We start from the raw sequence: 24469 nt of genomic DNA on the forward strand, positions 1-24469 counted from the left end.
CACTATGCCACTCACACACGAAATTCAGGACACTGCCATCGCCTGCTTCGCCAGAAGCGCTCCGACCGCGGTGCCGACAAGCTCTATTCCCTGCACGCGCCTGAGGTGGAGTGCATCGGCAAGGGCAAGGCCAGGACGCGATTCGAATTCGGCGTGAAGGTCTCCATCGCCACCACCAACGCCGCCGCACCCGGCGGTCAGTTCGTTCTCGGCATGCAGAGCCAGCCGGGAAATCCCTATGACGGCCACACCCTGGCCGGCCAGATCGAGCAGGTCGAGCGGATCACCGGCGTTGCCGTCGCCCGCGCCTATGTCGACCGCGGCTATCGCGGCCACGGCGTCGAAGCCGAGGGCAGAAGGATCTTCATCTCCCGCCAGAAACGCGGCATCACCCCCACCATCCGCCGCGAGTTGCGCCGACGCACAGCCATCGAACCCGTCATCGGCCACATGAAGACCGATGGCCATCTGGGGCGAAACTTCCTGCTCGGCTTCGACGGTGATGCCATCAACGCCATCCTTGCCGGCGCCGGCCACAACCTCCGGCTGCTCCGCAGATGGCTGATCAGGCTTCTTTGCGCCATCTTCACATGGCTCTCGGCCGCAAGACCCTCTCCAGACCTTCGCCTACCGAACTACCACATCGCTTAATTCACAGACGACTAGGATAGAATCCACCGGAGACATGGCACATGCTTGCGGAGTCAATGATGGTGATTGTGGCGCGGTCGCTGACTGTGATCATGCGATGGTCACGAAGCCACCGAAGGACCCTTGATATGGTTTCGCTCCTTATTCCGAGATAATCGGCAATATCAATGCGAGACATCGGCAGATGGATCGACGCGTCGCCGTCATCGTCTTGCTGTTCCTTCATCATGAGGAGGAACCAGGTCACTCGTTCTGTTGCAGACATACGGCCAAGCCGCAGCATCTGTTGTTGCGCCTGTATCAGGCTACGTTCAGTTGCTAAAAGCAGGTCGCTTGCAAACTTGGGCTGATCGGTCAGCAAAGCATCAAGATTTCGAAGCGGCAGGCTGATGATCTGCATATCAGTTAGGGCTTCTGCCGTACAGGTTGCATTTTTGTTAATGCCAACTACAAATCCGGATGGCACGAAAAAATCGCCGGCGAAGAGGAATCCTAACACTTGCCGTCGTCCGTCTTGCAAGCCCTTTGAAAGTCGAACGATACCAGAAACAATTTGGTACATCTTGTCCGCAATTTGATTTTCCATGAAGATGGTAGTGCCGGCTTCAAGCGCTCGTGCGTGATAACCTAGCTGACCGCAGGTCGTCCGAATTGCAGCCTGAAACTCCAGAGCTTCGACCAAAATGCGACCCATTAGCGTGCCGTCTCCTATTTTGAGATCAGGTCTATAAATTTAATCGGGACTTCATATCTAATAATTGTAACAGATAAATGTTATTTTGCCGCAGTTTGTTGGCAATTCCCGAAGGGTAATGGCAATTTGTATCGCAAAATTACAGGCTATTAATTTAGGCGGATTTGAGCGTTTTTCGATCGATTTGTATCGATGAGGGATTCTCTATGCGAGTGAATGCGAGTGAATTCTGATTCGGGATCTGTGCTGGTAAAGGAGGCCGGCATGGATGGGACATCCTCTTTCGATGGATTTGCGCATGCTGTTGATTTCCACTTAAATTTGTTGGGGGAGGAATTCCCGGGTCAGCGGAATTCAACACACAGGATGACCGCTGACATGGAATCGGTGTCGTGAAGTTGCGGTCTGCGTACAGCGGAGAACTGGAAATGGCCAGCCCCTCGCCGATCGCCATTATGAAAGGCCCATCACGATGCCAGGGCTCTCCGCTGGCACATCCTTGACGATCCTTTCCACAACCATCCCGCAGGATTTAGCAGGCCGCTTTTACCTAAACGACTGCCGCCTCGTGGCAGACGCCGATCCGAAAGATGCTGCGGCTCAATGGCTCAGGGCCGGGTGTTGACCCTCCGAAAGTGCGTTGTATCAGCAAGTTGTAATGCCGATCGGCGTTGGGACCCCACACGGAACCACAAACAAAGCCAACTGTTCATAGGTGGCACAAACGGCTAGAAACAAGCACGAGGCCGAAGGAGAAAACAATGTCCCTACAACCAGATGGTGCAGACATAATCATACTGCAAAGGATCGAAGGGAAGATAGACAGGCTTACAGAGGATCTTGCGGATTTGAAGCGCCGCACAGCCTCTATGGAGGAGCGTACCTCCCGCGTTCAGGCAGAATTATCATCCATACATGGTGATTTTTCAGGCCAGTCCATGAGGATTGATCGGATCGAGAATCGACTTGACCGCATTGATAACCGTCTAAGTATTCACGAGTTTTAGCGCCGTAACACCCTCACTATCGCCCGGCCAGGCCGGACGATAGTGAGTTTAGCGGCAGTACACTCAAATTCATTATATCACGAATTCAAGAACCTTCACAGGGATTTTGCGGGTGTCCAGCTCAAGGGCGTGGCGCCCAGGGGACGCATAGAGCGAGGACGCGATCGTCCCGGCGTGCGAGTGGCATAAGATTATTACTATAGTTTTCAAATAGTTTCAAAAATTATCAGAAATAAATATTGTTTAGTACCAAATATACTTAAATGATGTCATCACAATAGCCTAATTGCATCAAAAAAATATGTATTTTATGATTCATACTAATGCTACCGTATCTAGTTTTGATTTCATTTTGAAAGTTCTGCATGATTCCATGCGGAATTCGAAAACAGGAGAAAATGATGAAGCAATCACCAGTCACTGAGCCAGTTCGTGCGACTCTTACAATAACCTCAGCAGCAGCTGTACTAGCGCTTCTTGGTATTGGTTCCGCGTGGGCAATGACGCCTGCGGCCTCGGTATCGGGCACTCATGGTTTGATCGCGTCCAGTTCGCCGGCGGTGCACGGGATTATCTTGGCGCAGTCCGATGAGGCAGCTAAGACCGAAGGTATGAAAGAAGAGGAAAAGGGCGCCGAGGAGACGAAGAAAGGTATGGAGGACGAGCAAAAGGGCGCCGAGGAGATGAATCAAGGTATGGAGGACGAGCAAAAGGGAATGGAAGAAGAAGATAAAAAAGATTGATGTGCGGCGGCTTCTGAAACTCTGGAGGGCATTTCGAGATGGAATGGCCTCTGAAAAATCCGTCATCGCCTCAGCGAACGCAGAAGATACCCATGATGTGATGATGCGCCGCCGGGGCTGACCGCTTTGATCGACTTGATTGACGTCTGGAGTTTTCGGCGCCGGAGGAATTTTCCTGAAACAGGTCCTCGGGTGGACTGCGAAGGCGGCCCGGGCTGGTCCCGGGCCGGCGTCGTCGAAGTTACATGGATTTTGTGTGCTCAGTGGTCATCTCGTGAGCCTCGGTCGACTGCCTGAGTGCCGTCTCGGACAGGCCATGCGCCTTCTTCGAATACTCAGCGGCCATTTTGCCGTCACCCTTGATCTGCTGGGCGGAGGCTTTGTGATGGGCCTTTGCTGCATCCTCGTGTGATTTTGCGGCGATGTTATGAGTATTGTTGGTCATTATTGATTCCTTTCTTAACAATCCGCACAGTGCGCGGTCACTTCGGTATTGATTCGCTCCGAAATACAACAAACAAAACCTGCATGACGTTAGTAAAAAACCAGAATAAATTGTCTGATTTCTTGTAAGTGGTTAATCATGACAAAAAAGCAAGCTGCGTATTCATAATATATATTTATTCTAATTCGTTCGTATTTAGCTTTTATCGGATATTCTGGCCACCTTTCTTTCAGTGTCCATACACAGGTTAACCTGAGAGCGCTCAGAGTCTGTTCCGAATCACATTAGCAACGAGCGAGTCTGTGGACGTGGAGCATGACGAAGGCGGCGTAGCCGAAGGTCTCCGCTGAGGCGATTGTTGCCTCGAAGTCTTTGGCTAGCCGGCGGTCATGCGAACTTATGCAGTCGGCGGGAAAAATTGGGCTTGCCGGGACGGGTAACCGCCTCGACACCCCGGGCGGGGTGGGTTTTCTCGAGATATAAGGGGAGATGGCCGATTTGATTACGGACCAGAACAGTAAGCCGCAGCAAGGCGAACTGCCGACCACACACATCGACGCGCTGACCAACTCGTTTTCGCAGTTCCTGCGCATCGAAGCCACGAGTGGTGCCGTTCTCCTGTTGGCCACCGTCGTTGCATTGACGCTTTCCAACTCACCCTGGTCCGATGGCTTCAGATCTCTTTGGGAGACACCAATCGGCATTCAGATCGGTGCGTTCCAGTTTCTGCGCTCTTTGCGGGATCTGATCAACGACGGTCTAATGACGCTGTTCTTCTTCATCGTCGCGCTCGAGATCAAGCGCGAAGTGGTGCTTGGTGAACTTCGGAACCCGCGCATGGTGGCTCTCTCGGTCGTAGCTGCGGCAGGAGGCATGCTTGTGCCCATGGGCTTGTATCTGGCGCTGCAGCATGGCCAACCTGGGCAGCATGGTTGGGGCGTCGTGATGCCGACCGACACAGCTTTCGTCATCGGCTGCCTGGCGCTCCTTGGTTCGCGTGTGCCTCCGGGCCTACGCGTCTTCCTGCTATCGCTTGCGGTCGTCGACGACCTTGCCGCCATCCTCGTGGTCGCCGTCGGTTACAGTCGATCAATCGACTGGACTGCCCTTGCGCTCGGCGCCGTCGGACTGGTGATAATTCGGGGGATGGCATTACTCGGCGTTCGTAACATCCGCGTCTACTTTCTGGCTGGGGCAATAATCTGGCTCGCCGTCAATGCGTCCGGCATCCACGCGACGATTGTTGGTGTTATCCTCGGGCTCATGACACCGACGGCTGGCTGGGTGAGCGACCAGCGTCTGGGGGAAATCTTGCGAAAGGTGCTCTCCTATCCCCCGGGAGATCATTGGAGTGGCGATACCGAGGATAACCGGGCGCTGCAGGTTGCCGGTATCGCGGTGCGCGAGACGTTGTCGCCCGTCGAGAGGCTCGAGGCCATGCTCCATCCCTGGGTCGCCTTCGGCGTTATGCCGCTTTTCGCGCTTGCAAACGCGGGGGTACCGATCACGATCAAGGGACTTATCAACCCAGTCTCGCTGGCGGTGATGGCGGGCTTCGTCCTCGGCAAGCCGATCGGCGTCACAGCATTCGCATGGCTGGGGGTGCGCACGGGTGTCGCCATTCGGCCGGCGGGGCTCACCTGGGGGGGACTTGTCGGTGGGGCTCTTCTTACCGGTATCGGATTCACCATGGCGCTGTTTATCGCCGGCCAGGCATTTCAAGATGCCACGCTCAACGCAGCGAAGCTGGGTATCCTTGCTGCCTCAGTCGTCTCTTCTGTTGCTGGTCTCACGCTGCTGTGCGCGTTGCCTCGGAGTGACGGAACGCCTATGTTTCGGGGGCGCAGAGGCGGAGGAGAACACCCATGACATACCCCGCTCTGGCCCATCGCGGCATGAAAAAAAGTCTCCCAAGAAGCTAGTTGGCCCTGACTCCTTTACACATCGATAACCGGGTCAGTTGCGTTATGTTCGGATGCTGCTTGAATTGGACGCGAGCCCGGGTCGACACGCCTTGAGTCGATCGCCATCTGAACAGCGGAGAGCTCTGAGCTGTTCCATTTGACGATCGGCATGGCACCACGAGGTGATCGATCCTCGCCCTATTTGGTGGCGCCAGTCTAAGGGAGAAGCTCATGACGAGAGCTGATAGCCGCGCACGCATTTGGCGGCTCGGCGGTAATTTGCATTCCAGCAAGCGCATGGCGTCCCTCCGCGCGATCCGCCGTCCCCTGCTGATCGCAGCCCTCATCGTTGCGGCCGCTCCATCCACATCCTTATCCGCGTCGATTCCGCAGGGGGTCTGGCTAATGGACGGAAGGTCGCGGTGCAGATTTTTGACTGTGGAAACAAGATGTGTGGCCGGATCCTCTGGCTGCTCGTCCCTCGGAAGCCGGAGGGCCAGCTCCAGCGCGACAAGAAAAATCCGGATGCCGCCCTGCGGAGCCGACCGCTCTGCGGCCTGACGATACTTTGGAACCTTCGGTCCACGGGCCCTGCCAGCTGGGGCGACGGCTGGTTCTACAATCCGGACGGCGGTAGAATTTTGATTTCCACTGAGAAGTGTTGGGGTGGAACGGCCCACGGCATCGGATGTGCCAAGATGAGGTCGCTCAAATGACCATCATGAAAGGGCCGTCATTACGCAATGTCGATGAATAGAGTGTTTTGCCTGCAGCGGATACAAAATGCGACGAAAATCCGGTAGATCGACCCCGCTTTTGGGGACTAGAACTGGCGCTCACAGGCTCGTGAGGGTATCATGGCCACGGCTGCCGATACTGCCATCCAGCCCCATAATCTCCGCGCCGCAGCGATCTGGAACGTTGCCGGGGATGCCTACGATGAAATCAGTCGGGGTATCGCGGATTCAATCGACCATGCGGTTCGCCGCCTCGCGCCAGGTCCGGGTGAAAGAGTGCTCGACGTTGCCACCGGCACCGGCTGGACTGCGAGATCCATAGCAAGAAGCGGCGCGATCGTGTCCGGTGTTGATCTCGGGGTGGACCTAGTCACAGCCGCTCAGAATCGGGCACGGGCGGAAGGTCTCAATATCGACTATCGCGTCGGGGACGCCGAGGCCCTTGCCTATGACGATGCCACGTTTGACGCGGCAATTTCCACCTACGGCGTGATGTTCGCCAGCCATCCTGAGGCTGCCGCCGCCGAACTGGCCCGCGTCACGCGGCCGGGAGGCCGGCTCGTGCTCACGACGTGGAGGCCCGACAGCTCGGTCTTCGGCATGTTCCGTGTGCTGCGCGAGTTCATGCCGCCGCCCCCTGATCCTGCGCCGCCATCACCATTCGAGTGGGGCCGCGAAGACCGTGTCACCGCGCTGTTGGGGGAGGCATTTGACCTCGAATTCGAGCCCGGCATTTCAGTCTACCGCGTGGCGGACGGCGAAACCGCATGGTCTACGTTTGTCCTTGGATATGGCCCTGCGCGCACCCTGGCCGCCAGTCTTGATGAAAGAAGGCGCGCCGACCTTCAGCGTGCATTCGTCCAATTTCACGAGAACTTCCGCGATGGTGACGAGATCTTGGTGCCTCGCGAATACCTGCTTTCCTATGGCACAAGGCGCGGGGACTGATCCACAAACCGGGCGCGCTGCGGTCACTCAGACAGATCAGGGCGGACCTGGTGTTCGCTACCCGGAATGCATCCGGAACAGCGCGAAAAAGGCGAGGCCGATCAGGCTGGCGCCTCCCATCAGTAAAACGCCAATGGCCTCGGATCTGTTATCGGATTTCGTCTTTTGCGGATAGGCGTGATGCATGGAATGTCTCCTGTCCAGGCGCTCTACCGATTGCCGGATATAGGGGTTGATTTGTGCTGATCCGGCCAGTTTTGCATGTTGAACGCGGCGAGCCATGCGCAGGTCGCACCTGACACGGTCAGACATGCGTCTTCATTGAAGCCGGTCGTGCTGATTGGAAGGCTGCTGCTGGCGACTATCTTTTTTCTTTCGCCTTAGCGGATGGTATAGCGAATTATTCAGATATAGCAAGGCTTCTAAAAATAATATGAAAATTGATGCGATACAAACTATAATTAAAACCAAAATAATAGGGTGAGTTATCAGATCATAATACCAAGACAGGAATTTTATCATTTAAATTTTTCCAGATAAACAAACCGAGTTTTCACAAATTTATCGAAATAAATATACTTTTTAATTGTAAATTAATGTGCGGTTATGCCACGCGAACGCGCGCTGTTCACGCAACGCCGCAAGGAGGCTTACGAGGCGCTGCATCCTGAGACGAAATTCAAAAGCACACTTCACAAGGGATTGGGTCGCCAAGTTGGCGACGAGGAGGAGGGCGCCCCACGCTTCACCGCCGACACAGACGCCTGCTTGCCTCCCGACCGCTCCGGAGTCATCAATCCAGAGTGGGACAACAACGGAACATTGTCCTACCTTTTTATGCGGTGCGGATCCGCGACCTGATCGCGCCGCGCGCTGTGATCGAGGTAACCATCCGGCGAAGCATTCAATTACCCATAAGGCTATATGGCGCAGCAAGTCGGCCCTCTCCCTGTCCATCCGCGGCTGGGCGAAGTCGGTTTCGTTATCGTCTCAACGGATGGGGTCTTCAGGCGAGCATGATGATCTGTTTGCCTCGACTGCCGCTGGTCTCGAAGGCGCGGTGCGCATCGGCGATGCGCGCGAGTTCGTAGACGCCGTCCACATGTGGCCTGACCACGCCTTCCTCGACATAGCGGGCGAGCGAGGCCAGCATTTCGGTATCGGGCGCCGCATTGAAGTAGCGGATCCGCCGACCACCATGGATGCACGAGAGGCTGACATAGGCCATCCATAGCAGCGGGTGTCTCGGATCAGGCACGATCGCTGCCATGCGTCGCTTTTGGGCCAGCAGGTAGTGTCCGGGGTCGTGGTGGACTTTTGGGCCCTGTAACGGTGTAGTTTGAGGTGGCCATCGGATCAGTCGGCTATGGTGGAGTTGCGAGACTTCAACCTGAAGCCTGGAGAACCCGATGACCGAAGATAGATTACCACTGGCTGAGCTACTGGCCAAAGCCGGGGACGGCGATTTTCTGCGCAGCGTCGCGGAGGCGGTGGTTCAACTGCTGATGGAGACGGATGTGGATGGGCTGATCGGCGCCAGCCGCTACGAGCGCAGCGGCGAGCGCGCGACCTATCGCAACGGCTACCGGGAACGCGCATTGGACACGCGGCTTGGCAGCTTGCAGCTTCGGATCCCGAAGCTGCGGCAGGGGAGCTACTTCCCGCCGTTCCTGGAAGCTCGCCGGACCTCGGAGAAGGCGCTGGCCGCGGTCATCCAGGAAGCCTGGATTGGCGGCGTCTCGACCCGGCGGGTAGACGAGCTGGTGCAGGCCATGGGGCTGACGGGGATCAGCAAGAGCACGGTCTCGAAACTGTGCAAGGACATCGATGAGAGGGTGAACGCCTTCCTCGACCGGCCACTCGCCGGCGAGTGGCCGTATCTGTGGTTGGATGCGACCTATCTCAAGCAGCGCGAAGGTGGGCGGATCGTCTCAGTTGCAGCGATAATCGCAGTGGCGGTGAACACCGACGGTCGGCGCGAGATCGTCGGCCTGCACATCGGCCCGTCCGAGGCGGAGACCTTCTGGTCGACCTTTCTCAAGAGCTTGGTCCGCCGTGGGTTGCGTGAGGTGAAACTGGTGATCTCCGATGCTCATGAAGGATTGAAGGCGGCGATCCGCCGGGTGATGGGGGCATCCTGGCAAAGATGCCGCGTTCACTGGATGCGCAACGCCTTGTCCTATGTGCCGAAGGGGCAGCAGAGCATGGTGTCTGCAGCGTTGCGTCAGGCGTTTATCCAGCCGGATCGCGTCAGTGCCAGCCAGACCCTGCGCCATGTGGCCGACCAGCTCCGGGGCAAATGGCCAAAACTTGGCGCGTTCATCGACGACAGTGAAACCGACGTGCTGGCGCACATGGACTTTCCCGCCCAGCACCGAACCAAAATTCACTCGACGAATCCGCTCGAACGCCTGAACAAGGAGGTCAAGCGCCGCGCCGATGTCGTCGGCATCTTTCCCAATGAAGGTTCGATCATCCGCCTGATCGGGGCCGTGCTGCTCGAGGCCAACGACGAATGGCAGACACAGAACCGCTATATGCAGATCGAGGGAATGGTCGAACTCATGGCACCCGCCATCGATGCCGATACACCACGAATTTCCACCGTCGCCGCGTGACCATTGGCCGCTTCAGCTACACCAGAATTTCCACCACATTGACGGACGCTATCGGCCAGCAGTCGCCGATACGCGGCGACGTTTGTCCCGACTGTATCGAGGATGACATCAAACGACCGGAGAGTGGCAGGTTCGAGGCCAGCATAGTCAACCGCCTCGTCAGCGCCGAGATCGCGGACGAAGGTGAGATTGCGGCCACTTGCCAAGCCGGTGACGTGCGCGCCCATTGCCTTGCCGTGTCAAACCCCACTTGGACAGTTGGTTTTATAAAGTCTGGTGATATCAATAGTTTATTTGCCCGCGTGCGGGTGTTGCCACTACATTTTTGGGGCGTTGGGTCGGCGGTGCGTGGCCGCGGCTTCAGTCTGTGTCGCGCGACGATCAACGTGAGAATCCGGCGTCAATCAGGATGAGAAGACGGCTGGGGAGGCACCGGCGAAGGGCGTAGCCCGGAGCCGGTGCCTCCCCAGCCGGGCGGCGTCCTTGCCAGGGCGCCGCCGTGGTCGCGGCCGGCCGGGTCGCGGAGGATGCCTCCTCGCAACGGGGAGACCTTCGTGCCCGGCCGCCACATCAACGACCACCAGAAGAGGCTTTTCATGAGATATCGACAGACAGACGGCGTTGCCCTGGCGGCCGCCAGGGCCGGCTTCAGCACGGCCGCGGGCTACCGGCTGGAGCAGAAGCGGCACCTGCCATCATCGGCGAAGCCGCCACGCGGCCGGCGCCGCCCGGATCCGCTGGCGGCGATCTTCGACGCTGAGGTGGTGCCGCTGCTGGAAGCCGCGCCCGGCCTCAGGGCCGTGGCGATCTTCGAGGAGATGTGCCGGCGGCATCCCGATCTCGCCCCGGGTGTCCGGCGGACGCTCGAGCGGCGTATCCGCACCTGGCGCGCGCTGCACGGGCCGGAGCAGGAGGTCATCTTTCGCCAGACCCATGAGCCGGGCGCGATGGGCCTGTCCGACTTCACCGACATGAACGAGCTCGGCATCATCGTCGCCGGCGCCCCGCTCGACCACCGGCTCTATCACTTCCGCCTGGTCTGGTCCGGCTTCGAGCACGCCCATGTCATCCTGGGCGGCGAGAGCTACGTCGCCCTCGCCGAGGGGCTGCAGAACGCCCTCTGGCTTCTGGGCGGCGCCCCGCGCGAACATCGCAGCGACAGCCTCTCCGCCGCCTTCCGCAACCTGGCCGCCGAGAACGTCGCCGACCTGACCCGCCGATATGACGCGCTCTGCGCCCATTACGGCATGACCCCGTCGCGCAACAATCGCGGTGTCGCTCATGAGAACGGCGCCATCGAAAGCCCCCACGGCCATCTCAAGCGCGTGGTCCGCGACGCCCTTCTCCTGCGTGGCAGCACAGTCTTCGTCGATCTCGAAGCCTATCGCCGCTTCATCGCCGAGATCGTCGGCCGCCAGAACCGGCGCCACGCCGAGCGCATCGACGCCGAGCGCGCCGCCCTGCAGAAACTCCCCGAGCAGCGCACCGCCGATTACGAGGAGACCGTCGTCACCATCACCTCCTCCGGCGGCTTCACCCTCAGGAAGGTCTTCTACACCGTCCCCTCCCGCCTGATCGGCCAGCGGCTCCGCGTCCGCCTCTATGACAACCGGCTCGAGCTGTTCCTCGCCGCCACCCCGCTGATGACACTCCCCCGCGGCCGGCCACAACCGGATGGCAGACACGGCCACGTCGTCGACTACCGCCACGTCATCCACAGCCTGCGCCGCAAACCGATGGCGCTGCTCAATCTCGTCTATCGCCACCAGCTCTTCCCGCGCGATGCCTATCGCCAGACCTTCGAGCACCTGCTCGAGCAGACACCGCCCAGGGACGCGTGCAGGATCATGGTCGAACTCCTCGCCATCGCCCATGAGCGTGCCTGCGAGGCTGAACTCGCCAGCGTCCTCGCCGCCGATAGCAACGCCGGCCGACAGCCCGACCTCAATGCCATCCGCCAGCGCTTCGCACCCGATCCCGCCAGCCTGCCCGCACTCACCATCCCGACCATGCCGCTCGCCAGCTATGACATCCTGCTCCAGGGAGCAGCCGCATGAGCGAGACCGCACGCACCGTCGACGCCCAGCGCCTTACCCTGCTGCTCAACGAGCTCAGGCTCCCCGCCATCAAGCAGGTCTGGCCCGACTTCGCCGCCCGCGCCGACAAGGAAGCATGGCCCGCCGCACGCCTCCTCGCCACGCTCGCCGAGCACGAGGTCGCCGAGCGCGACCGCAGGCGCATCGAGCGCCACCTCCTCGAAGCCAGGCTGCCGCCCGGAAAGACCATCGCCACTTTCGCCTTCGAGGCCGTGCCGATGATCTCCAAGGCCCAGGTCCTCGCCCTCTGCTCCGGCGACGGATGGCTCGATACCGGCGCCAATCTCCTCGCCTTCGGCCCACCCGGCGGAGGAAAGTCCCATCTCGCCGCAGCCATCGGCCTCGCCCTCGTCGAGAATGGCTGGCGCGTGCTGTTCACCCGCACCTCCGACCTCGTCCAGAAGCTCCAGATCGCACGTCGCGAACTCGCCCTCGAGGCCACCATCGCCAAGCTCGACAAATTCCACCTGCTGATCCTCGACGACCTCGCTTACGTCACCAAGGATCAGGCCGAAACCTCAGTCCTCTTCGAACTCATCAGCACACGCTACGAGCGCCGGTCCCTGATGATCACCGCCAACCAGCCCTTCGGCGAGTGGGGAAAGGTGTTCCCCGATCCCGCCATGACACTCGCCGCCGTTGACCGCCTCGTCCACCACGCCACCATCTTCGAGATGAACGTCGAAAGCTATCGCCGCAAAACCGCCATCCAACGACGAACCGGACCAGGACGCCCACCCACACGAGCGACAATCACCGAAAACGGCAGATTGTCGCGCCACGACAATCAAGTCGCCGAAACCCGCTTGCCAGCATCAAACCAATCCGATTAACGTTCCGAGGTCGCGATCACTTTCTCATCCTGATCGTCGCGCTTCTCATCCTGATTGTCGCGCTACAAGTCTGCGGGGTGCTCGCTGATGTTGTGGGGCAGCGCGATGCCGGCGGCCTTGAAGACATTGCCGACCTGGCCGGTGACGTGGGTCCTCGTGGTGATGACCTTGCCGCCCTTTTCGATGGTTGCCTGCTGGAGCCTGTCGAGATCGTTCAGCAACTTCTGCCATTCGGGCTGGAAGCCCCTGGCGCCGCACAGGCGGTTCAGTTCCTTGGCAAGTGTCAGGGCCAGGAAGGAACAGAAAACGTGGCCGCGGATCGCGGCGTCAGCCTGGTGAAAGATCGGCCTTGTATCGAAGCTGGCCTTGGCGGCGCGGAACAGGGCCTCGACCTCGAGCAGGTCGCGATACCGGATCACGGCCTGCAGGGGCGTGACCCTTGCGTTGGTCCTGAGCACGCTGAGGCCATCGAAGCGGGCCTCCTCGGCCAGCTTGCCCGGATCGATCTCGAAGGCGTTGCCGCGGCTGCGGAGATAACGTCGGTAGGCCGAGTTGCCGACCAGCGCCTTGTCGCCCTTCTTCAGCTGGGCCTGCAGCCCGTCGATGATGGCCTGGCGGTCCTCCCTGTCCTTTCTCGCCTCGGCCTCATTGACCGTGACGATGTAGCGCTGGGCCGCCTTGCCCTTGCCAATCCGGACCTCCTTCACCCACAGCTGGGTCTCGCCATGCTGGCGATCGAGCACGAGCGGGACCATCGCGGCCTTGTCCTTCAGCACGACGTCGCGGATCACCCGGCTGGTGCGCTCGCGCGCGCCGAGGATGTATTCCACCCCCAGCGCTTCCAGTGCCGCGATGGTATCGGCGCTGATCATGCCGCGGTCGGCGACCACGCAGGCGCGGGTGATGCCGAAGCGCTCGCGCAGGCGCGTGACCACCGGCATCAGGATCTTCACGTCGGCGGTGTTGCCCGGCACCATCTCGGTGCAGATCGGCCGCCCTTCGGCATCGATCACCAGGGCCAGGATCATCTGCGCGAGGTCGGGGCGATAATCCTTCGAATGGCCACGCCGGCCCAGCGTCTCGCCGCCCTCGCCGTAGAAGGAGAGCGAGGTCGTATCCATGAACACCAGGCTGAGATCGGTGAACAGGTCGCGCCGGCGTTCGAAGAGTTGCTCCTCGATCACGTCCTTGACGCAACGTGGCGCGAGGGCGCCCGCTTGCCTGTCGCCGAGTTCCTCGCCCAGCCAGGCCATCGCGCGATAGAAGTGGTGCAGCGCCAGATCCTCCGCGCCATCGATGGCGTAGCTCTGCATCCAGTCGACACAGGAGCGGTCGGAGCCCGAGACGAACAGCCGGTGCAGTGTGGCGACGAAGACGGCGCGCTCGACGGCAAAGCCGAACTGGCGGCCCTCGAGGAGGTTGTTGAGCACCTCGCCGATGCCGAGCCGGTCCCAGAGGCGGCCGAACAGCAGGGGGCCACCGATCCTGTGGGCGGCGATCCGGCCGGCATCGATATCGGAGAGGATGATGGAACGTTCGGCGTGCCGTGCGATGGAGGCGACGAGCCTGTCGAGTTCGCCGGATGCGGCGAGGACATCCTTGCGACCGAGGGGTTTGATGGTGCGCTGGCGGACGGATTTGCCCACGCGCACGCTTTCGACGAGGTAGAGATAGCTGTGGCCGCGGGCGACTCTCTCGACGACGAACATGCTGATGTTGTGACGGCAATGCCATGCCGAATTCAACAAAAAACTGCCATTCAGCCAAAACTGTTGTTACTACACATTTTTCGCGCCCAAATGTCACCCATTATATATCAATGACTTATATCCATTCGTTCCCCATCCGTTCTCACCCCACTGTCCAACTCGGGCCTGGTATGAGTGGCAGGTGACGCCAAAGGGCAAGCAACCCTTTGCCTTCGCCCGGCCGGATCGTGAAACGATGGCCTTTGCGGGCATTTGGGAAAGCTGGGTGACGCCTGGCACGGCGAAAGTGCTTCGCACCTTCGCCATCATCACCACGGCAGCCAACGCCACGGCGGCGCCCGTGCATGACCGCATGCCGGTCATCATTCGCCAGGAGGATTGGCCGATCTGGCTGGGCGAAGCGGCGGGCGAGTCTGCTGGCCTTCTTCATCCACCGCCAGATGAGTTGATTGAGGCGTGGCCGGTGGGGCAGGCGGTCAATTCGCCCCGGAACAACGGGCCGGACCTGCTGGCGACGGCTGCGGAATAGCCCCCACGCGAAGTTAAGGGGGGGGGCGATCGCTCGTGGTTAAGTTACTGAAAAATCATGATTATTTCTTGTTGTTGGTTGTTGCCGGGGCAGGAGCTTTTCCGCCTTGCGTTAGGACGGCAGGAGCTGGCGGGCGCTGCGTGATTGTAGAGGAAAGATTCCGTCCGCCCTTGGCAATATAGCCCTCTGTCAAAGGCTTAATCTTGCCAAAGCCATCCATTTCCATTCCGTGACCCGCTTTAGACTCCTTTGACATCGAAAACTCCTTCATCCACCTGCTTCATGCGGAAACTCAATATTGATCTTCTCCGGGGCACGAGCAAGGTAAAGCCTCGGGGTTTCATATAACTGCTCACCATCCAAATTATAGACGATCACCCGCAGCAAAACCAATTCTCGAAGCTTATCAGTCTCGGAAAAAGTATCCACCCAGCCCGCATAGAGAAAGCCGTGGTCCAAATCCCGGACGTGAGCGTATTCAACCGCCGCTTCGCCCGAGTTTAGCATGAAGTCCCAAACATCCTCATCCCCATATTTTTTCGTGGCTTTTATCAGTTGTAAAAAGCGCGTCAGAAGTTTGTAGGTTGAGGCATAAAGCCAGAGGAGGGCCATTATGAGGCTGATTCCCACCGCGCCTAGAACCTCATGGGCTATAGGGGCGGTCAGAACCTCATGTGAATCAGCAGCAGCAAGATCAACTATTGGAAATGGCCAATGCAACCACTCAAAAACCATATATTCAACAACATAGACAGTCAGCCCAAAAACGAAGGCTCTCACTACAAATTCGATTTCGGAGGGCTTCACTTTTGCCGCATAGGTTGCGTCTAGCTTCGCCCAGATAATTCCCGGTAGGAAGATAACAGCTACTTGCACAAGAAACAGATTCACGCTCACATCGTCCATTGCAGGCCCATAGATTTCCGAATCAGCCTATAGCATCCTTCCTCAGCTTCCCCGCAAAACCGCATAAATCGTCATACAATCGCCCCTATCGCCCGCGTCCGCGCTTGCGGCTTTCCTGCTCAAGCGGCCGTTCCTCGGCTTGGCGCTGCGCCTGGCGCCGATGCCCCTCTAGCGCTTTCTGTAGCCGCGCCCGGGCACTCCGGTGCGCGGCCTCGATCAACGGCCGCGCCCGCTCCCAGCCGGCCGCCACGGCTGCTCTTACGGCCGGGGGCGCCCGCTCGATGCGGGCCAGCGTCTGCCCCTTCTCCTCACCGGCCCGCGCCATGGTGTCGGCCAAGCCGCCTTGCGCGCCCGCACGGACCTGGCTGCGCGCAAAACGCTGGGACAGGTCAGCGGGCAAGCCAGCGGCCGCGCGCTTCTCGTCAGCCGCCAGCCCTTTGAGGAAGGCGCGGGCGGCATTGCGGCGGGCCTCCTCGCCGATCTTCACCAGATCGAGCGCATTGGTCTTTTCAGGCTGGCGCGCGATGTTCCGCGTCCAGTTCGCCCAGATGTCGTGCTCGCGGATCGGGCGCGGATCTCCAAGCGGCCGGCGGCCCCCGATCTCCTGACGCTCAGCCCCCTCCGAGGTCAGCCAGTAATCCCGCTCCCGGTGCCTCGACCCGGAGACATAGGTCTTGAAGCCGTCCGTGGTCTGCGAACCGCCTGGCGTTACAAAGATATGCTCGGTCGTGGTGATGCCCTGGGCGGTGTTGGTGGTCATGGCATAGCCATAAGCCAGCCGCATCCGGCCGGTTTCCTTGTCGGCGAGCGTGTCCCATTTCACAAAGCCTTCGCGGCCATGGTCGTTCCGCAGCACCAGACCCTCCTCGCGGATGCTGGTGATTTCGAGGATCGAGCCGTTATCGCCGATCGCGCCCTTGCCGCCATCCAGCATCGCGGCGTTGGTCCGGGCGAATAGCCGGATTTTTTCGCCCGTCGCGATCGGCATCGCGTAGTGCTCGCCGGTGTTCTTGTCGATCGCCGCCAGCGTCATGCGGCTCTGCCCCAGCTCGCCAGAGGCCAGCAGCCGTTGCCGGATTGCCTCGCCGATCGCCCGCGCATCCTGATTGGTCGGTGTGCTGATCGACAGCGTAAAGCGTGGCCGGTCAGCATTCGCTTTCCGGCGCTCATCCCAGAGCGCAGCGGCTCGCGCGATCACCTCATTATGCCCGCCCGCGACGATCTCGGCCGTGCCATCCTGCCGCTTCATGTCCAGCGCCTTGCCAACAGCCTCAGCACCACCTTTGCGCAGCAAGCCCGTAATCTCGCGCGCCCGCTCATTGGTTTGGCGCACACTGCTTTCGATTGACGGCACCTCACCCAGACCTTTTTCGAGAAGGCCGATCACCTGGCCTGCCTCGATCGACTGGCATTGCTTCGGATCACCGATCGCCACCATGCGGAACCCGTGCTGCTCCTGAAGCCGCAACAAATCGAGCATCTGGCGCGTGCCGATCGTGCCCAGCTCATCGATCACCACGACACTGCGGTTGGACAGGTCCAGCCGGCCGCTCTCCACCCGGTTGATGAACACCGATACAGCCGCAATCGTATCACGCCCGCCTGTCTCGGCCTCGGTATTCAGCCCGGCCTCGCGCAGCTCGCGCGCCTGGCGCCAGCCAAGGCTGATGCCGTGAATGTCCGCACCCTGGTCACGCCACGCGGCCACAAGCGGCTTCAACAGCGTGGTCTTGCCGGCCCCGGCTGCCCCGATCCCCACCGCGAACCGGCCGCCCATGCCGAGATGATCGATCATCCGGCGCTGCGCCGCGCCATGTGCGCCGGTGAAGCTCAGCCCGCTCGCCTCGATCCCGCGCTTGATCTGTACCGGGTTGAGCGTGCCGCGCCGATCGCGGCCAGCCTGTCCCGACAGCTCGACCAGCGCGCTCTCCTGCTCGACATGGGCGCGCGTGGTCAACCTGGTTGTAGTGATCGTCACATCCGGGTTGTCCGGGTCATCCCGCTCGGTCTCGACCGCGATGATCTGCGTGCGCGCAGACTCACCGTTGCCGCCAGCACCGCCCGTCTCGACAACCCCGCGCGCCCGCAACCGCGCGATCACCTGATCAACATCGCCGCCATCCTTGATGCCGGCCGCCACCAGGCCACGCGCTGCGGCAACGCGCTCATCCTCGGCCTTGATGACCGCCCGCCGGGCAAACTGCTCGCCCAGCACCCGCGAAGCCGCCTCATAGGCCAGATCAAGCCGGGCCGCTTCGGTCATCTTCTCCGCCGGCGCAGCATCCTGCAGAACGCTCTTGTGCTGATAGCCACGTGCCTCCGCCTGGCGCCGCCAGCTCGCAAAGTCGCTCAGATCGTCGGCCTTGGCACTGCGGCTCGCAAAGGCGCCGCCTTTCAGCAGCTTGATGCGTTCGTCGCCCGTCATGCGGTCCCAATCCGCCCCCAGCGAGGCGGCATAGGCTTTCGCGTCGGAGAGGGCATCGCGGGTCCGCTTACTGAACGCCGCCCGGATCTCCTCCGGCACGGCGCTGAGCCGCGCCGCGCCGGTGGCTCGGTCCAATTCTATACTGGCTCCCGCCCGCCGGAGATTCTGCGCAAGATGGGCCTGATAGATTGCTCCCCATTCATGGATGCGGCCGTGCATCTGCAACGTGTTCAGGGACACAACCCGGCCGCTCTCAGTGACGATGACATTCGGCACCGCGACATGCGTATGAAGTTGCGGATCGCCGGCCACTTTCACCGACACGATCTCGGTTTCCGTGCGGCCATCCGCTGTCTCGCGGGCAATTTCGAGGGTGGGCCGGGCTGTGTAGTGATCAAAGGTGATCCACCCGATGCGGCCCTGCTCGGTGCCTTCCTTGCCGCCTTTGCCCTTCCGTGCCTGGCCAATGACCTGTTCGATCTCGGCCATGGTCGCGGCCACCGCATCCTTGTGCGCCTGGGCCAGTTGGTTGCGCTCCGCCTCGGTCGGCGCGAAGGCCCATGCCAGCGAAATCGTCTTGTCCGCCGAGAAGGTAAAATCAACGTAGCCGATCGGAGTTTTCGAGCGGTTCACCGCGTTCCGCCAATCGGCCGCATCCAACGCCTTGCCGTCCGCCCGCTTGCCATCAAGGATGTTGGCCCGCTCGGTCTCGGAAAGGACGCGTCCGTCTTTGGCGCCGAGTGCCTTGTAGAGCCGCACAAGCTCGGGATGAGGCGCGGGCGGGCTTTGTTCAGCCTCTTGGGCGGGCGGGCCGTCCGGCGCCGCGCTGGGAGAGGCGGGCGCCAGCTTCGCCTCGATCCGCGCCCGGTCGGCAGCACCCGACGCCTCAGCCGCCGCCAGCGCCTGCCGCAAACCGGCAGCGCCACCTTCACGCAAGGCATCAGCCCAATCGGCGCCCTTCGCTCCGCCCGCGACATCAGCCGGCGGTTCAAGATAGACCGCCTCGCCGCCATTGGCCTCAATCAAGGCCGCGGCCTTGGCGGCCGCCTTCTGCCCGGCCTCGCCAACATCACGGCCATTATGGAGGCGGGCATTGTCGCGATCAGCCAGCAGCGCAACCGGCGTCGAGCCGGTGAACTGCCCGGCCCAAGCCACCAGGCCGCCAGCATTATAGCCGACAACACCAGCCTGCCGCGTTTCCTGCACGACACTCGCGACGGTCTCGAACCCTTCACCGGCCACCCGCGCCTGGTCATGGCCGCCAATCGGCACCGCCGCGCCAGCCGGCGGATGCAACAGCCAGGCGCCCGAGGCCCCCAACATCCGGCGGCCGATCTTCTCGCCGCCTTCGGTCAGATAGGTGCGCTGCACGCCCGTCAGCCGCACCCGGCCATCCTCATCCTGGCCGAACATCGGCGTCAGCATCACCACCGCCGCCCCGGCCGACACTTCCGCCGAATCATAATTCGGATGCGGCCGGACCAGCCGCACATGGCTCATCAGCCAATCGGCATCGAGGCCGCGCCCGCTGAGATAGGCACGGGCTGACGCCCGCAGGGCCTCGGCCTCGTCCACACGCGCCGCATGCGCCGCGCGCTGCTGCAATTTCTGCCCCACCGCCCCGTGCAAACGCGGCGCGCGCAGCTCGCCCGTGCCCGGAATCGCCTCATCCCAGAGTTTCCCGGCGATGCTCTTGCGGAAAGCACTGCGCCGCACCTCGGCCGCGCGCGCCGCCTTCGCCGCCTCGGGGTCCAGCTCGACCGCCTCGGCTTTGACGCCCAGCCGGCGCACCAGGCTCTCGAACCGCCCGCCTTCGCTGGCGGCAAAGTCGGTCCATTGGCCAGTGGTGGCGTTGACCGAGACTGTCCAGCTTTCCCCTCCGCGCCAGGTCGCTTGCAGCCGCAACCTGCCGCCGCTGGTCCGGTAGGGCACACCAGCGGCATCAAGCGCCGCCGCAACATCGATCGCCCGTGGCTCCGCTGGCCGCTCCTCGGCCGCCGGGCCACGCGGCGGCACCGCCGGTTCACCGCCCCGCGCAATATCGGCCTGCCAGTCAGCCGCCAGCGCCGCATCCCGATCATGCCCGACCACCTCCTCCATCGGGGGCGGGGCAAAATCATCTGGCCAGGGCGGCGGACCATCGGCCGCCCTTCCCAGCTCGCCAAGCGCCGCCGCTTCGGCCGCAAGGGCGGCGTCGCGATCCTCCGCCTCGTTCGGCTCAACAGCCTTTGGCGCTGCGGTCTGCGGAGTGATCGCGGGGGCCGCCTCGACTGGCGCGGCCGGCAGATCAAATCCGTCAGCCCGTTTGCCGGCGAGCAGGTTTTCCAGCTCCGCGCGGGTCGGCAACCGCATCGGGTCAAACCCGAACACCTCGGCAAGCGGCGTCACTGCGCGCTGATACTGTTTGCCCGCGATCTTCTCGCCATCCGCCCGATTGCCCGCCAGCAGCTCGGCAATCTCGTCACGGGTCAATGGGCGCGACGTGTCGATCCCCAGCGCGGCGGCAACGGTGGGGTGCATATCGCGGCGAGGCTCGGGAATGGTGCCAGGGCGGGCCGCGTCCAACGCGGTGGCCGCCGCGTTATCTTCCGCCGCTGCCGTGCCGGGCTGCCAAAGCCCGCCATCAACCGTCATGCCGCGCTGATAATACGCCGCCATGTCCTGCTCGAACCCCGGCAGTGTCATGGTCATCAGGTGATCCGCCATCTTCCCGGCGGCACCGGATGAGGTGGACGCCGCACCGGCGCGGAACGTCAGCACGTCTCTCCGCCCGCCCCGGACTGTGATCCGTCGTCGCCCGGTTCGAGCGCCGTGGCCAGGCCACGCATCACCCCGGCCTCAACCTCTGCCCCCAGCCCGTCCAGCGTCGTGCCGATTTGCAGAAGCGCGGTGGTCTGGTCGCGCAGCGCACCGGCGATGCCTGCCAGGGCGTCCTCAAGCGGGCTTTCTTCCGAAGGGGTCGCCAGCTCGATCAACCGCGCCAGCATTTGGCTGTGCGTGTTCTGCGTTTCGATCATCAGCCGCATCGCCTGGATGACGGCATCGAGGCGGTCATCTTTCGGGGGCGGCGGGGCGGTTTCGGGCTCGGGCATCGGGCGGAACTCCTGCCGTCACCGTAGCCCCATTGTCACTTGCGCCGCAAGCTCCATAGGTGCAATGGTCTGTGACTTATCTCCTGAACTTTCCACCCGCATAGTGGCGGGGGTTTGGCGGACTTTATGGCGCGGATTTGCTGTGCTTATGCTGTGAATTTGCATCGTATCTGCTGCGAAAATGGAGGACATTATGCTGTGAATATGCTGTGGTTGTGCTGCGTTCTATTGACGTGCAGAGGTTGAAATCGGTAGGATTCCCCATGCCCGTACCTGATCTCGATATTGAAAAGCTCGGTGCGGCGATGGCTTCCGGCCTTCGTCGGCGCTCCCCGTTGATGGTCTGGTTTATCGAGCACCACGACGAATTTGCCGCCCTCCTCGACAAGCATGGAGCGCATTGGAAGGGGTTGGCGGAGCACTTCGCGGCGGCCGGGCTGGTCTCCCGCACCGGCCAGCCGCTCACGCCGCGCACGGTCGAAAACTACTGGCTGCGGGCACGGCGCCTGGTCGCCAAGCGACGGGCGGAAGGGCGCCCGGTTGCGGCGGCCCCGGCCGGCACGCCTGAGCCCGAACCGAGATTCAAACCCTTCACCATGAGCAACGAAGGGCACGGTGTTTCCGCAGCGGAACCCCAGGCCCCCGGCACTCCTGCGGCACCGGCCGACCAGGCGGCCCAGCCGACACCCAAGTTTCAACGGTCATGGATGAGAAATGAGGGCCGCGGCGTTTCTCCTGCGGAACGCCGTGCCCTTGGTGATCCAACAGCTCCGGCAGATCCCGACGATCCGAAATGGAGAGGCGACAAATCCCGATAGGAGAATTTGATGACTGAGGCCCCCTCATCAGAAAAGAAACCCAACGGCGCCCACAAACCCACAACCCCCGTATTCCGCCCCGGCAGCGTGGCCGCCGGACTCAAGTCGGCGGAAATCAAACCTCTGCTGACCAGAGAGCAATCCAGTTCTGAACCCGTCGCCCAGGGCCTCGATCTCGCTGATCGGCCCAAGATCATCCTGACGGCCGGCCGGGGCAAAACCGGCAAGACCACCTTCCTGCGCTGGATCGCGGAGATGGCGCAGCGGGACGGGAAAGCGCCTCTCCTGGCTGACATTGATCCCACCAACGCAACCTTCTCGACCTATTTCGGCGGGGTCGCTCGGCCGGACACCTTCAACCAGGCCGCGGTTCGCGACTGGCTCCAGGACTTCATGGAGTTCGCCATCGCCGAAAAACAAACCGCCATCGTCGATCTCGGGGGTGGCGATACGATCCTCCGCACCATAGCCGGAGAGATGCCCGGCTTCGATGCAATGATCGAGGATGCGGGCATGGCCGTGGTGATGTTCTACCTCGCCGGCCCGCATCCCGAGGATCTAACCCCTGCGGCCACGCTCGGCGCCTTGGGCTTCAAGCCCCGCGCGCGGGCCTTCGTGCTCAATGAAGGCATGGCTCAAGCCGGACAATCCCGCGACCAGGCGTTCGGGCGCCTTACCTCCTCGAACGTCTATCGCGATGAAACGGCGGACGGTGCGCTCACCCTCTGGATGCCGCGCCTGCATGCGGCCGAGGCTGTCGAGGCGCGCACCGCGAGTTTTATCGCCGCTCGGGACGGTCAGACAGAACCGCCGCTCGGGGTGTTCAACCGCTCGCGGGTGGGCCACTGGCTCAAGGCGATGGATGAGCAATTCGCCGGCGTGAAATCGTGGATGCCATGAGCGAGGCCGTCGATCAGGGCGGAGCAGAAGCTGCGATCCGCGCCGCGCAAGCGGAGCTGGATCGGGCCGAGCAGCTGGCCCGGCTCGACAATGACCCCACCGCGCACACGCTCCACGCGCTCCGGGTCTTTCTGGGCTCGACGGCCGCCATTGCCGCAGATCAGCGGCGCGCTATGGCTGAGCACCGCTTGCATGTCGATCGGGATTTTAGCGCCGTGCGCCAGGCGCGGGATGGCTTGGCGCAAACCATCGATCAAGCTTTCAAGGCCGCAAAGGCGCAGGCCGAAGCGGCGCATGCGGATCTCTCGCGCCAGTTTGTGGCCTCCTTCGCGAAAGAGGCAGAACAGCGCCTCAAGTCCATGTCGCGGTGGATATGGTGGCGCACGATCGCCTCGGGCGCGGCGCTGGCCATCGTGATCCTCTCCCTTGGGTTCGGCCTGGGCTACTGGCGCGGCAACGCGGCCGGTTACAGCGAGGCCGCCGGCACCATTCACGCCACCGGGGCCGTTGAGCAATCCGTCCTCGCCTCACAAGGCCCGGCTGGTTTGGCACAATGGCACCAGCTCATGCGCGACAACGCGATCCTCGACACCATGAAATCCGACTGCACCGGGAAGAACGTGGCGCATCAGGACGGCCGCACGGCCTGCCATCTCTGGCTATGGACAACGCCGAATGTTGCGTCCGCAGCGCATGGGTAGGGGGATGGAGGAGCGTTTTACCCCCACCGCGGATGGGTCGGCTCGCTCGGCCGGCTTCGTCTCCCAGCTCGGCCGGGTTTTGCTCGGCCTGCTTCGGGGCACGTTGCGTTTTCTGCTGGTGGCCGTGCTCGACGTGCTGATCCTCGCGGTTCGGTTCATGCTCTGGTTCCGCCGCCTCTTGTTCTGGCTGGGCCTCTTCTCAGCTCTGTCCTGCATTTTGAATTATCAGGCTCATAAGCCGCTGCTCGCCGCGTTCGCGCTCGGGGCTGGTATCCTCATGATGACGCTCTCACGCGCCAGCCTGCTCCTCAATGACCGGCTGCGCTTCTGCCAGCTGCAACTCCATGCCTGGGCTCAAGGCTGGCCGGTAGCGCGTTATGCGTTCACCGCCCTCCCGCCCCGGCGTTGATGAGGTTGGCCGATTTAATGCCTAACCAGCAGCTGAACGGTGACATGTAAGCATGTTGTTGTGTTGGTAGGGCACAAATCGATCCTGGTCACTGGATGGCGGATTGTCTGCCTCCGAAACCAGCCGTTCAATGCCGACACGCACCGGCGACTTCGCGCCCATCCCGGTCGCCCGGCACTCCAGAGGGCATTCTCCGAAGCCGACACTAGAGGTCGCCCGCAGGTCGTCCCGCATGAGCCAAACGCCGGATGCGGCCACGAGGATCGCCGGGATCCAGAGCGTTGGAAGGGGTGCCTGGACAAAT

At 61.7% G+C, this 24469-nt stretch carries 23 protein-coding genes and 3 pseudogenes; 15 read left to right on the forward strand and 11 right to left on the reverse strand.

The window, feature by feature from the left end; translation table 11 throughout:
• Nucleotides 1-39: 39 nt before the first annotated feature.
• A pseudogene (locus ACRY_RS00490) lies at nucleotides 40-651 on the forward strand (IS5/IS1182 family transposase); the annotation flags it as partial.
• Between the two features lies 1 nt (nucleotide 652).
• On the opposite strand, the gene ACRY_RS00495 reads toward ACRY_RS00490, so the two are convergent.
• On the reverse strand, nucleotides 653-1345 hold the full coding sequence (locus tag ACRY_RS00495) for a Crp/Fnr family transcriptional regulator (protein ID WP_011930489.1): 693 nt from the start codon (nucleotides 1343-1345) through the stop codon (nucleotides 653-655).
• A 1408-nt stretch (nucleotides 1346-2753) separates the two neighbouring features.
• On the opposite strand from ACRY_RS00495, the gene ACRY_RS00500 reads away from it, so the two are divergent.
• The gene (locus ACRY_RS00500) at nucleotides 2754-3095 is read left to right on the forward strand and encodes a hypothetical protein (RefSeq protein ID WP_155856283.1); all 342 of its coding nucleotides are present in this window, start codon (nucleotides 2754-2756) and stop codon (nucleotides 3093-3095) included.
• 241 nt (nucleotides 3096-3336) lie between these two features.
• Here the strand turns inward: ACRY_RS00500 and ACRY_RS00505 are convergent, their stop codons facing one another.
• Both ACRY_RS00505 and ACRY_RS19995 read right to left on the reverse strand, forming a co-directional pair.
• Nucleotides 3337-3540, reverse strand: coding sequence for a hypothetical protein (locus ACRY_RS00505; protein ID WP_043508786.1), 204 nt, complete (start codon nucleotides 3538-3540; stop codon nucleotides 3337-3339).
• A gap of 284 nt (nucleotides 3541-3824) precedes the next feature.
• Nucleotides 3825-3929, reverse strand: a pseudogene (locus tag ACRY_RS19995) (IS5/IS1182 family transposase); the annotation flags it as partial.
• A gap of 109 nt (nucleotides 3930-4038) precedes the next feature.
• On the opposite strand from ACRY_RS19995, the gene nhaA reads away from it, so the two are divergent.
• The 3 genes from nhaA (at nucleotide 4039) to ACRY_RS00515 (ending at nucleotide 7129) form a co-directional block, all read left to right on the forward strand.
• Nucleotides 4039-5409 (forward strand): Na+/H+ antiporter NhaA, encoded by a 1371-nt coding sequence (gene nhaA / locus ACRY_RS00510; protein WP_011930488.1) that lies wholly within the window; start codon nucleotides 4039-4041, stop codon nucleotides 5407-5409.
• A 457-nt stretch (nucleotides 5410-5866) separates the two neighbouring features.
• Nucleotides 5867-6160 carry a DUF2147 domain-containing protein gene (locus ACRY_RS18315; RefSeq protein WP_269214160.1) on the forward strand — a complete coding sequence of 98 codons (294 nt, stop codon included), beginning with the start codon at nucleotides 5867-5869 and terminating at the stop codon, nucleotides 6158-6160.
• Nucleotides 6161-6301: 141 nt separating this feature from the next.
• Nucleotides 6302-7129, forward strand: coding sequence for a class I SAM-dependent methyltransferase (locus ACRY_RS00515; RefSeq protein WP_011930487.1), 828 nt, complete (start codon nucleotides 6302-6304; stop codon nucleotides 7127-7129).
• Between the two features lie 57 nt (nucleotides 7130-7186).
• On the opposite strand, the gene ACRY_RS18320 is transcribed toward ACRY_RS00515, so the two are convergent.
• Entirely contained in the window at nucleotides 7187-7441 is a 255-nt protein-coding gene (locus ACRY_RS18320; RefSeq protein ID WP_011930486.1) for a hypothetical protein, read from the reverse strand.
• Nucleotides 7442-7735: 294 nt separating this feature from the next.
• Here ACRY_RS18320 and ACRY_RS19390 point away from each other — a divergent pair, with 294 nt between their 5' ends.
• Nucleotides 7736-7990 (forward strand): hypothetical protein, encoded by a 255-nt coding sequence (locus ACRY_RS19390; protein WP_155856284.1) that lies wholly within the window; start codon nucleotides 7736-7738, stop codon nucleotides 7988-7990.
• A gap of 145 nt (nucleotides 7991-8135) precedes the next feature.
• Here ACRY_RS19390 and ACRY_RS00520 read toward each other — a convergent pair whose 3' ends face one another.
• Entirely contained in the window at nucleotides 8136-8387 is a 252-nt protein-coding gene (locus tag ACRY_RS00520; protein WP_196796254.1) for a zinc-binding dehydrogenase, read from the reverse strand.
• Between the two features lie 151 nt (nucleotides 8388-8538).
• Between ACRY_RS00520 and ACRY_RS00525 the strand changes: the two genes are divergently transcribed.
• Nucleotides 8539-9747 carry an IS256 family transposase gene (locus tag ACRY_RS00525; protein WP_011930484.1) on the forward strand — a complete coding sequence of 403 codons (1209 nt, stop codon included), beginning with the start codon at nucleotides 8539-8541 and terminating at the stop codon, nucleotides 9745-9747.
• On the opposite strand, the pseudogene ACRY_RS20000 reads toward ACRY_RS00525, so the two are convergent.
• Nucleotides 9663-9983, reverse strand: a pseudogene (locus ACRY_RS20000) (hypothetical protein); the annotation flags it as partial. The gene ACRY_RS00525 and the pseudogene ACRY_RS20000 sit on opposite strands and share 85 nt — an antisense overlap.
• Before the next feature lie 318 nt (nucleotides 9984-10301).
• On the opposite strand from ACRY_RS20000, the gene istA reads away from it, so the two are divergent.
• Entirely contained in the window at nucleotides 10302-11804 is a 1503-nt protein-coding gene (istA, locus tag ACRY_RS00530; RefSeq protein WP_419465237.1) for an IS21 family transposase, read from the forward strand.
• Nucleotides 11801-12676 (forward strand): IS21-like element helper ATPase IstB, encoded by an 876-nt coding sequence (istB, locus tag ACRY_RS00535; RefSeq protein WP_011930482.1) that lies wholly within the window; start codon nucleotides 11801-11803, stop codon nucleotides 12674-12676. Before istA ends, istB begins: the two co-directional genes overlap by 4 nt.
• A 62-nt stretch (nucleotides 12677-12738) precedes the next feature.
• On the opposite strand, the gene ACRY_RS00540 is transcribed toward istB, so the two are convergent.
• Nucleotides 12739-14385, reverse strand: a complete 1647-nt coding sequence (locus tag ACRY_RS00540; RefSeq protein ID WP_011930481.1) for an IS1634 family transposase — start codon at nucleotides 14383-14385, stop codon at nucleotides 12739-12741.
• A 106-nt stretch (nucleotides 14386-14491) separates the two neighbouring features.
• Here ACRY_RS00540 and ACRY_RS00545 point away from each other — a divergent pair, with 106 nt between their 5' ends.
• Nucleotides 14492-14914 carry an SOS response-associated peptidase gene (locus ACRY_RS00545; RefSeq protein ID WP_255540005.1) on the forward strand — a complete coding sequence of 141 codons (423 nt, stop codon included), beginning with the start codon at nucleotides 14492-14494 and terminating at the stop codon, nucleotides 14912-14914.
• 61 nt (nucleotides 14915-14975) lie between these two features.
• Here ACRY_RS00545 and ACRY_RS19400 read toward each other — a convergent pair whose 3' ends face one another.
• The 3 genes from ACRY_RS19400 to mobF form a co-directional block, all read right to left on the reverse strand.
• Nucleotides 14976-15185 carry a hypothetical protein gene (locus tag ACRY_RS19400; RefSeq protein WP_155856286.1) on the reverse strand — a complete coding sequence of 70 codons (210 nt, stop codon included), beginning with the start codon at nucleotides 15183-15185 and terminating at the stop codon, nucleotides 14976-14978.
• Nucleotides 15182-15820: a DUF6338 family protein gene (locus tag ACRY_RS00550; RefSeq protein ID WP_011930479.1), complete on the reverse strand. Its 639-nt coding sequence runs from the start codon at nucleotides 15818-15820 to the stop codon at nucleotides 15182-15184. The genes ACRY_RS19400 and ACRY_RS00550 overlap by 4 nt, the downstream gene beginning before the upstream one ends.
• 85 nt (nucleotides 15821-15905) lie before the next feature.
• On the reverse strand, nucleotides 15906-19820 hold the full coding sequence (gene mobF / locus ACRY_RS00555) for a MobF family relaxase (RefSeq protein WP_231295191.1): 3915 nt from the start codon (nucleotides 19818-19820) through the stop codon (nucleotides 15906-15908).
• Between the two features lie 9 nt (nucleotides 19821-19829).
• Between mobF and ACRY_RS20005 the strand changes: the two genes are divergently transcribed.
• The gene (locus ACRY_RS20005) at nucleotides 19830-20972 is read left to right on the forward strand and encodes a hypothetical protein (RefSeq protein ID WP_231295192.1); all 1143 of its coding nucleotides are present in this window, start codon (nucleotides 19830-19832) and stop codon (nucleotides 20970-20972) included.
• A gap of 26 nt (nucleotides 20973-20998) precedes the next feature.
• Here the strand turns inward: ACRY_RS20005 and ACRY_RS00560 are convergent, their stop codons facing one another.
• Nucleotides 20999-21337 carry a hypothetical protein gene (locus ACRY_RS00560; protein WP_011930477.1) on the reverse strand — a complete coding sequence of 113 codons (339 nt, stop codon included), beginning with the start codon at nucleotides 21335-21337 and terminating at the stop codon, nucleotides 20999-21001.
• A gap of 263 nt (nucleotides 21338-21600) precedes the next feature.
• Between ACRY_RS00560 and ACRY_RS18325 the strand changes: the two genes are divergently transcribed.
• Genes ACRY_RS18325 through ACRY_RS00575 form a run of 4 tightly spaced genes read left to right on the forward strand, consistent with a single transcriptional unit; the run spans nucleotide 21601 to nucleotide 24165 of the window.
• Nucleotides 21601-22155, forward strand: coding sequence for a hypothetical protein (locus tag ACRY_RS18325; RefSeq protein ID WP_081432810.1), 555 nt, complete (start codon nucleotides 21601-21603; stop codon nucleotides 22153-22155).
• Nucleotides 22156-22164: 9 nt separating this feature from the next.
• Complete coding sequence (locus tag ACRY_RS00565; protein ID WP_011930475.1) at nucleotides 22165-23055, forward strand: hypothetical protein; 891 nt, start codon at nucleotides 22165-22167, stop codon at nucleotides 23053-23055.
• Nucleotides 23052-23756 (forward strand): hypothetical protein, encoded by a 705-nt coding sequence (locus ACRY_RS00570; RefSeq protein WP_231295193.1) that lies wholly within the window; start codon nucleotides 23052-23054, stop codon nucleotides 23754-23756. Before ACRY_RS00565 ends, ACRY_RS00570 begins: the two co-directional genes overlap by 4 nt.
• A gap of 4 nt (nucleotides 23757-23760) precedes the next feature.
• Nucleotides 23761-24165, forward strand: a complete 405-nt coding sequence (locus tag ACRY_RS00575) for a hypothetical protein (protein ID WP_011930473.1) — start codon at nucleotides 23761-23763, stop codon at nucleotides 24163-24165.
• The last annotated feature ends 304 nt before the right edge of the window (nucleotides 24166-24469 follow it).

The organism is Acidiphilium cryptum JF-5, from assembly GCF_000016725.1.
Lineage (GTDB): Bacteria > Pseudomonadota > Alphaproteobacteria > Acetobacterales > Acetobacteraceae > Acidiphilium > Acidiphilium multivorum.

What these genes read in the sequence shown, in the direction of transcription:
- ACRY_RS00495 (WP_011930489.1), bottom strand. Translation starts at nt 1,345, where the DNA reads ATGGGTCGCATTTTGGTCGAAGCTCTGGAGTTTCAGGCTGCAATTCGG.
- ACRY_RS00500 (WP_155856283.1), top strand. Translation starts at nt 2,754, where the DNA reads ATGAAGCAATCACCAGTCACTGAGCCAGTTCGTGCGACTCTTACAATA.
- ACRY_RS00505 (WP_043508786.1), bottom strand. Translation starts at nt 3,540, where the DNA reads ATGACCAACAATACTCATAACATCGCCGCAAAATCACACGAGGATGCA.
- ACRY_RS00515 (WP_011930487.1), top strand. Translation starts at nt 6,302, where the DNA reads ATGGCCACGGCTGCCGATACTGCCATCCAGCCCCATAATCTCCGCGCC.
- ACRY_RS18320 (WP_011930486.1), bottom strand. Translation starts at nt 7,441, where the DNA reads ATGTCTGACCGTGTCAGGTGCGACCTGCGCATGGCTCGCCGCGTTCAA.
- ACRY_RS19390 (WP_155856284.1), top strand. Translation starts at nt 7,736, where the DNA reads ATGCCACGCGAACGCGCGCTGTTCACGCAACGCCGCAAGGAGGCTTAC.
- ACRY_RS00525 (WP_011930484.1), top strand. Translation starts at nt 8,539, where the DNA reads ATGACCGAAGATAGATTACCACTGGCTGAGCTACTGGCCAAAGCCGGG.
- istB (WP_011930482.1), top strand. Translation starts at nt 11,801, where the DNA reads ATGAGCGAGACCGCACGCACCGTCGACGCCCAGCGCCTTACCCTGCTG.
- ACRY_RS00540 (WP_011930481.1), bottom strand. Translation starts at nt 14,385, where the DNA reads ATGTTCGTCGTCGAGAGAGTCGCCCGCGGCCACAGCTATCTCTACCTC.
- ACRY_RS19400 (WP_155856286.1), bottom strand. Translation starts at nt 15,185, where the DNA reads ATGAAGGAGTTTTCGATGTCAAAGGAGTCTAAAGCGGGTCACGGAATG.
- ACRY_RS00550 (WP_011930479.1), bottom strand. Translation starts at nt 15,820, where the DNA reads ATGGACGATGTGAGCGTGAATCTGTTTCTTGTGCAAGTAGCTGTTATC.
- ACRY_RS20005 (WP_231295192.1), top strand. Translation starts at nt 19,830, where the DNA reads ATGCGCCGCGCGCTGCTGCAATTTCTGCCCCACCGCCCCGTGCAAACG.
- ACRY_RS00560 (WP_011930477.1), bottom strand. Translation starts at nt 21,337, where the DNA reads ATGCCCGAGCCCGAAACCGCCCCGCCGCCCCCGAAAGATGACCGCCTC.
- ACRY_RS18325 (WP_081432810.1), top strand. Translation starts at nt 21,601, where the DNA reads ATGCCCGTACCTGATCTCGATATTGAAAAGCTCGGTGCGGCGATGGCT.
- ACRY_RS00565 (WP_011930475.1), top strand. Translation starts at nt 22,165, where the DNA reads ATGACTGAGGCCCCCTCATCAGAAAAGAAACCCAACGGCGCCCACAAA.
- ACRY_RS00570 (WP_231295193.1), top strand. Translation starts at nt 23,052, where the DNA reads ATGAGCGAGGCCGTCGATCAGGGCGGAGCAGAAGCTGCGATCCGCGCC.
- ACRY_RS00575 (WP_011930473.1), top strand. Translation starts at nt 23,761, where the DNA reads ATGGAGGAGCGTTTTACCCCCACCGCGGATGGGTCGGCTCGCTCGGCC.